Consider the following 7,068-nt stretch of genomic DNA (forward strand, 5'->3'; position numbering starts at 1 on the left):
TCCACCTATCACTGTGCGATTTCTCGGCAGAGGAAACCAGAGTCAGAAGACCCAACCAGCACCCCCACCGTATTTGGAGCCCGCTGCGCGTTCTCCTCAACGACTGGGCTCGACGAGAGCCGGGCCTCCTGTCAGTCGATGGCCAGGCACAAGAGGGGAGGCGTGGTGAGCGCAGATCCGGGTTTTGCCAGACTGATGAAGTTCCGCTTTCCGTGGCGAATCTACCAGGCGCGCGTGATCGGCGAGATCGCCTCGCATCTGGACGACCGGAAACTTCACGTGGTCGCGGCGCCGGGTTCGGGGAAGACGGTTCTCGGTCTGGAGGCGATCCGCGTCATAGGCGCTCCGGCGCTGGTCCTTTCGCCAACCCTCACGATTCGCGACCAGTGGCTCGACCGCCTGACGGGGATGTTCCTGCCGGAGGGGGCGGCGCGGCCGGACTGGGTTTCAACGGACATCCGGCATCCGGGCGCCATCACCTCGATTACCTATCAGGCGCTTCACATGGCCGTCACCGGTTTTGAAGCCGGGGGCCCGGAGGATGAATCTGACGCAGGCGATGCAGCCGATGACGCACCCCTCCGGGCTGGCGGAGAAAGGCTTTCCCGCAGGAAGGCGTCAACGATCAACGTGGCGGACCTGCTCCAGCGGGTCGGTGTCACGACGGTGGTTCTTGACGAGTGCCATCATCTCCGGAGCGAATGGTGGAGGACACTCAACGCGGTCGTGGGTGGGATCGAGCAGGTCAGGATCATCGGGCTCACCGCCACGCCGCCGTATGACGTGGATCCGCAGGAATGGGAGCGCTACCAGAAGTTGTGCGGTCCCATCGACGCCGAGATATCCGTGCCGGAACTCGTGGCCGACCAGAATCTCTGTCCGCACCAGGACCATGTTTATGTCTTGCGGCCGTCGGGCGAGGAGCGGGCCGTGATCCGGAAGTTCCGATCGGACGTGCAGGAAATCCTGAAGCAGGTGGAGTCCGATCCTGAGTTTATCGCGGCGATCGAGGCCCATCCGTTTCTGGAACGGCCGGCGAATCATGTCGACGAGATTCTGAATCAGACGGCGTATTTTTCAAGCATTGCCATCTTCCTCAACCGCGTCCGGGGCGTGGCGCCGCGGCGGTTGCTCCGGGTCATGGGGCTCGACGGGAAGCGGATTCCCGCGCTGACCACGGAATGGTGGGAGGAATTGCTCTCGGGGTTCCTGTCAGGCGCCGATGCGCGCGAGGCGCCGCACGCTGCGGTCGCGGCGAGGATCAAACGCGATCTCGCGCGAATCGGCGCGCTGGACCGGGGCCGGGTGTTCCTGCAGTCCACGCCGAAGATGGCCCGGCTGCTGGCCTCCAGCGTCTCCAAGCTGTCCGGCATCCGGGATATCGTTGAACTGGAGCACGGCCGGCTCAAGGATCGGTTGCGGCTGGTCATCCTCACCGATTTCATCCGCAGCGCCGACATGCCGGCAACGGTCGGCGACGAGGAACCGGTGGCTCGTCTGGGCGTGGCGCCCATTTTTGAACGGCTGCGGCGGGACCTGAACGACGACGTGAAGTTGGGGATACTGTCCGGCTCTCTGGTCGTGGTGCCTGCGGCAAGCGTGCCGCTGCTGCTGGAATGCGCCGCGGCGCTCGGGATCGGCCCGGAGGCGTTGCGGTGCTCCGCCCTGCCGCACGACCCGGGTTATGTCTATCTGAACGGGGTTGGCGGGGCCGACGCGCGTGTCGTACGGATTGTGACGGATCTGTTCACGCGCGGCGGCATCACCGTCCTCGTGGGCACGAAGTCGCTGTTGGGAGAAGGGTGGGACGCGCCGTCGGTCAATGCGTTGATCCTGGCGACGTTTGTCGGATCCTACATGCTGTCGAACCAGATGCGCGGCCGGGCCATCCGCGTGGAGAAGGGGAACCCGGACAAGACCGCGAATATTTGGCATCTGGTCTGCGTGCAGGACGACACGGACGAGACCGGGCGGGCCATTCCCGGCGGCGATTGGGAGACCCTGGTCCGCCGTTTCCAGGCGTTCGTGGGGCCCACGCGCGGCGAGCCGGTGATCCAGAACGGCGTCGACCGACTGGGCTTGGGCGGACCGCCGTTCACGGAGGCGCGGATGGATGCGGCCAACGGCGCGACGCGGGAGGCCGCAGCCGACAGGGAGGGCCTGCGGCGGATGTGGCTGGAGGCGCTCAGCCAGGGCGCCGAGGGATCGCGCCTGGTCCAGGAGATCCAAGCGTCCAAACCCGCCCTGCCGCGCGGCTGCGTCTTCAGGGATGCCATCCGCGTGATTCTGATGCAGGGCGTGAGCGCGATGATGTGCTGCCTGAGTTCCATCCGGATTGAAGCCGCGAATCGTATCGGGCTGAGGATGCTGCTCGGGCTGCTGGCTGTCGTCACCGGAGGCGCCTGCCTGGTCGGTCTGCCCTTCTTCCTCAGGGCGCTCTGGCTGCTGCTGCGGCACGGTAGTTTCGCCGGGAGTCTCAAGCAGGTGGGTCAGACCGTGCTGCGGTCGCTGGAGCATGTCGGCCTCGTCACGACGGAGGCGCGCAACCTGCGCGTCCGCACCGAGCCGCTGCCGGACAAGACCGGGGCTGTCTGCTTTCTGGATGGCGGCACCACGTATGAGAAGACCGTGTTCCTGGAGGCGCTGGCCGAGGTGGTGAATCCGATCGAGGATCCGCGGTATGTGCTGATCCGGAAGAGCCTGCTCGGATGGTGGGTGCGGCGCGACTTTCATGCGGTCCCCACGATCCTCGCCCGCCAGAAGGAGACGGCCGCGTATTTTGCGGGCCAGTGGAAAAAAACTGTCGGTCCCATGGAATTGGTGTACACGCGCACGCCGGAGGGGCGGCAGACCCTGCTGAAAGCGCGGGGACAGGCCTTGTCGTCGGTTTTGCTGAAACGGGCCGAGCGCAGGAGCGTGTGGCGGTAGGCGCCGCGTTCGCCTGATCAACGGCTGGCTGGCACCCACAGGCTAGAATGCCGCGACAATGACGATTACCGGGGTGCCGCCGTACCTGTGGCGGGACGGCTGTGGACCGACTGCGGTCGGCCCCCAGCCTCATCCCCCTTGATTTGGAACCGCTGAGCATGTGACGGCGAGATTGACACAACCATCTTAATTTCGCTACATTTCGTCCATGAAATCACTACTGCATACCGGGTCCAGCCTGTCTGCCCGCAGTCACGCACAGGCAGGCGGGCGTGTGCCCGTGCAGTCTGGAAAGCGATTTCTTATCAATACCCGCTTCAGGAAGGTGATTGCCCCCCGTGCTTGCTGTGTCGCGTTCGGACTGCTGTTGCCCGCTTGGGCGCTGGAAGATGCCGCAGGATTGGACGTGATGGTCGCCGCCAACGGTGCGATCCGGTGGCAGGGTGAAATGGTTGACTCGAACTGTTGGGCTTTGTCCTCCCGCGTTGACGAGTCACCCCCGGACCGGGTTGCGCGATGGATCAAGCAGCTCGGGGAGCCCACATACCGGACACGCGAAGAGGCCAGCAAGGCGCTGCTGGACGTCGGAACTGCCGCCAAGGATCAGCTTAATACCGCCGCTCGTGATCCCGATCCGGAAGTTGCCATGCGAGCCGTCGCCGTTCTAAGGGAAATCCGGAGTTGTGAGGAAAAAAGCGCCAAAGCAGCCCCATTGGAGGTCCTGGCCCCGCAGATTCCTTTTGATATCGGTGAACGCAACTCGTGTCTTGGCCTGCTGGGCGATGTCCGCATCTTTGCCCAGTACTCGGCGCTGGGCATCACGGTCCACCTTCCGCCAACCGCACACGAACCCCGTCCCAGCCAACTCCCGTTCTTCTTGGTGATGGCCAACCCGTCTTGGCATCCCGTGCCGGTCTGGGTCGGGCCTCGCATGGTGCAGATCCCCGAGGATATATCACAGCTCCCGTTGCGGCCCGAGATCGAGTTGACCGAATACGATTTGCTAACGGAACTGGACGAGCACTGGGAGCCGACGACGGCCAAAGCGAAAGCACGGGTGCACGCAATGGAGCGCTACCTGGCTCTGGGGGGAACTTTTAACGAGTGGATGCTGCCCATGGTGCCGGTGCCCGCCTGGGTCGCCGTGCTTCGTCAACGGCTGGCGCGGGGCGATACAGCGGTTTTCTCGATGCTCGTTCAGATGGGAGCCATGCCGCCCGTTGACGAGGTACTGGGGTTGCTCAAGGCGACGCAAGGCCCGGCTAGGGAAAAGATCTTGCAGGACTTGACGACTGTGGATCCAACCCCGTATCTCGACACCATCCACGGGATGCTGAACGGGCGCTACGCGAACGACGCATCCCTGCTGGACGTGCTGGGCGCTGCCGGTGTTGTCGTTGATCCCGCCAAACTTAACTATTCGGCGAGCGAGATCACGGCGGGTTCAAGAAACAACGGCTATCAGCTCCTGTGCTACTGCCGCAACGTCGGTATCAAAGCGCCCGACGGGCTTGTCGATTCCTACCTTCGAAATGACACCATGCACCTGAACTGCGGCGTTCTTCTCTCCGAAGCGCAGAAGGACTCCCTGAAGAAGATACTGGTAGACGAGGCCGAGCCGGCACGCGTGCGGTTCCACGCGCGCTGTCTGCTCTTGCTTGCCGGAGACAAGACTCAGGAAGAAGAACTCATGAAGTTTGTTCCACCCGGAACGCCTTACCAGAACGGCTATAACAGCGGCAATCTCGATGAGTACATTAGAGGTACGCTTGACTTCCTCGCAAGCGACGGACTTTTTCCCAGCCGCCGCCAGAGTCTGCTCAAGCACGAGTTGTTCGACAGCGAAACAGTTGGCCCCGGCGTCCACTGGGTGCTGATGAAGGGGGCCACGCCGGAAGAGGTGGCGGAGGTCGTGCAAAAGCTGGATGACAAGTTTGTTGCCAATATCGCATGGCAATTGGGAGACTGGAATTGTCGGGCGGCCGTGCCGAAGCTCGTCAGCACGCTCGACGCCTTGGACTATACCGAAGAGAGTCAATACGACTTTGACCGCGTCGTTGGCGGATTGCGAACCCTTGCCGATCCATTCTCAGGCCCCTGCCTGGTTCGGGCTCTTGAGAAGATCGAGAAGACGAATCTGCACATGACTCCGGAAACACGCATACGGGTTTTGGACGGGCTGATGCGCATGGGCGCTGGCTTTCCAGAAGGAAAACAGACTCTGCAGCGTGTGATCGCCAGTGAGAGGCGCTACAGCGTATTTCGCATGATGGCGCTGGCAGGCATGGCCAGGCAATCTCCAGACGAAGGATTGGCCATGATGCTGAAGGAAGTGGAAGCCGCACCACCGACAGCGCTGCCGATGTTGCTGAAATTACTGACGGATACGCGTCTGCCTGGAATCGCGCCGACGCTGAAAAAACACCTCAACAACCGCTACCCGCCGGCCGCGATGGCGGCCGCCGTGGGTATGCTCAGCCTGGGAGAAAGCTCGGCTCTGCCGGTCATTCACAACCTGCGTTGGCGATCCGGGAGGCATAACAACGAGATGCAATCTGCGCTGATGGCTTATTGGAAACCGGATACGCCGCCCGAACACGTCAGCATGATTCGAGCATGTCTGGATGCCTACAGCCCCAATGGATATCCTGTGAAACGCTGTGTCACGCGAGATGACTACAAACAGTGCTTCGATTTCCATGAGGAGTGAACGTGGGGGATCTCGGGGCTCTCGGGGACAGGGGCCCCCGCCAGGGTCTGTGGGGAGAACGAGTTGAGCGTCCTGTTTCTCTGTCCCCCGTTGACCTCGTAGACTGTGGAGCCACTCCAGCGCCGAGCTTCATCCGCCGGCGAGCAGCAGAACCACGGAGAGCGCGACACAGGAATAGACGGTGCTGACCGCCACCGTGCCGGCCGCCAGGACCGAATCGCCGTTCATCGCCTGCGCCATGACAAAAGAGGCCACCGCCGTTGGACAGGCCAGATACACCAGGCAAACGAAGCGCGCGTCGTGATTCAAACCCCAGAGCACCGACAAACCCCATCCGATGAGCGGGCAGAGAATCAGCTTGAAGGCGGTGGCCAGATGTGCGGGTCGCCACGCCGAACACAGGCGTTCGCGCGTCAGGGAGGCCCCCAGGGCAATCATCGCCCCCGGCCCCGAGAGCGAGCCCAGGGACTCGATCGTCCGGGCGATGCCCTTCGGCGGATGAACGTCTGCAGCCAACGCCAGCGCGCCCGCCACGCAACTGACAATCAACGGATTGGTCACGATTCCCCGAAGAATGCTCAGCCAGGAGACACGAGCGATGGTCCCGTCTGTCCCCGTCGTCCGAGGCGTCAGCGCCAGAACGGCCAGCACATTGTAAAGAATCAGACAGGGCACTAAAATCAGAGTGGCCAAGGAGAGGATGGCTGCGGCATCGGGCCGATCTTCGGTCGCGAAAAGGATAATTGGTAGTCCGACATAGGCGTTGTTGCTGCGAAATACCGATTGACAGAAGGCGCCGCGCGAAGCCCGACCGATGCCCATCCAGTCGGCACCGAACCAGGCGATCACGGCAATCACGAGGGTCGTTAGCAGCAGCACCCCAGAAGCGCTGAAGCACGCCGGTTGAAACGCGCTTCCGGAAATCGTGTCGAATAGCAGGCAGGGCAAGGCCACCCAAAAGATAAAGGTGTTGAGCGTTGCCGCAAAGGATTCGGAAAGCAAGCCCGACGCCCGCAAGGCGGCGCCCAGCGCAAGGACCAGGAAAATGGGCGTCAGCGTGTCGAACACAAAGGAGAGGGCGGACCAGTCGGGCATGCCACCAGCGTATCATCAAACGCCCGGTGCTGTAAATAGGGCGGCATGAAGTCCTGCGGTGGTCGGTTAGCGACAGGGGGGGGGCGGGAGAGTGTGTGGGTGTGTGGGTGTGCGTACACGCACAGGCAGGCCGCCGCGCCGCAGGCGAATGGATCAAGGCGTTTATCGCTCACACACCCACACACCCACACACTCACACACCCCCTGTCGCCAACCGATCACACCCTAATCCTCGCCTAAGGCAGGGCAAATGTACGCAACCCGTTAAAAGAGAGAAGAAAAGGCTTGCTGACGGGCTATAGATTTCCTATACTGCATGTCCATGGCTACCCGTC

Annotated in this window: 3 protein-coding genes; 2 read left to right on the forward strand and 1 reads right to left on the reverse strand. The window is 62.5% G+C overall.

Annotated features, from left to right (window positions below):
* Nucleotides 1–138: 138 nt before the first annotated feature.
* Together FJ222_05675 and FJ222_05680 are read left to right on the forward strand one after the other, a co-directional pair.
* Nucleotides 139–2,928 carry a hypothetical protein gene (locus FJ222_05675; protein MBM4163913.1) on the forward strand — a complete coding sequence of 930 codons (2,790 nt, stop codon included), beginning with the start codon at nt 139–141 and terminating at the stop codon, nt 2,926–2,928.
* 325 nt (nt 2,929–3,253) lie between these two features.
* Nucleotides 3,254–5,638 (forward strand): hypothetical protein, encoded by a 2,385-nt coding sequence (locus FJ222_05680; GenBank protein ID MBM4163914.1) that lies wholly within the window; start codon nt 3,254–3,256, stop codon nt 5,636–5,638.
* A 129-nt stretch (nt 5,639–5,767) separates the two neighbouring features.
* Here FJ222_05680 and FJ222_05685 read toward each other — a convergent pair whose 3' ends face one another.
* Nucleotides 5,768–6,733 carry an AEC family transporter gene (locus FJ222_05685; protein MBM4163915.1) on the reverse strand — a complete coding sequence of 322 codons (966 nt, stop codon included), beginning with the start codon at nt 6,731–6,733 and terminating at the stop codon, nt 5,768–5,770.
* Nucleotides 6,734–7,068 lie beyond the last annotated feature (335 nt).

It is taken from the genome of Lentisphaerota bacterium, from assembly GCA_016873675.1.
GTDB lineage: Bacteria > Verrucomicrobiota > Kiritimatiellia > RFP12 > JAAYNR01 > VGWG01.

What these genes read in the sequence shown, in the direction of transcription:
- FJ222_05675 (MBM4163913.1), top strand. Translation starts at nt 139, where the DNA reads ATGGCCAGGCACAAGAGGGGAGGCGTGGTGAGCGCAGATCCGGGTTTT.
- FJ222_05685 (MBM4163915.1), bottom strand. Translation starts at nt 6,733, where the DNA reads ATGCCCGACTGGTCCGCCCTCTCCTTTGTGTTCGACACGCTGACGCCC.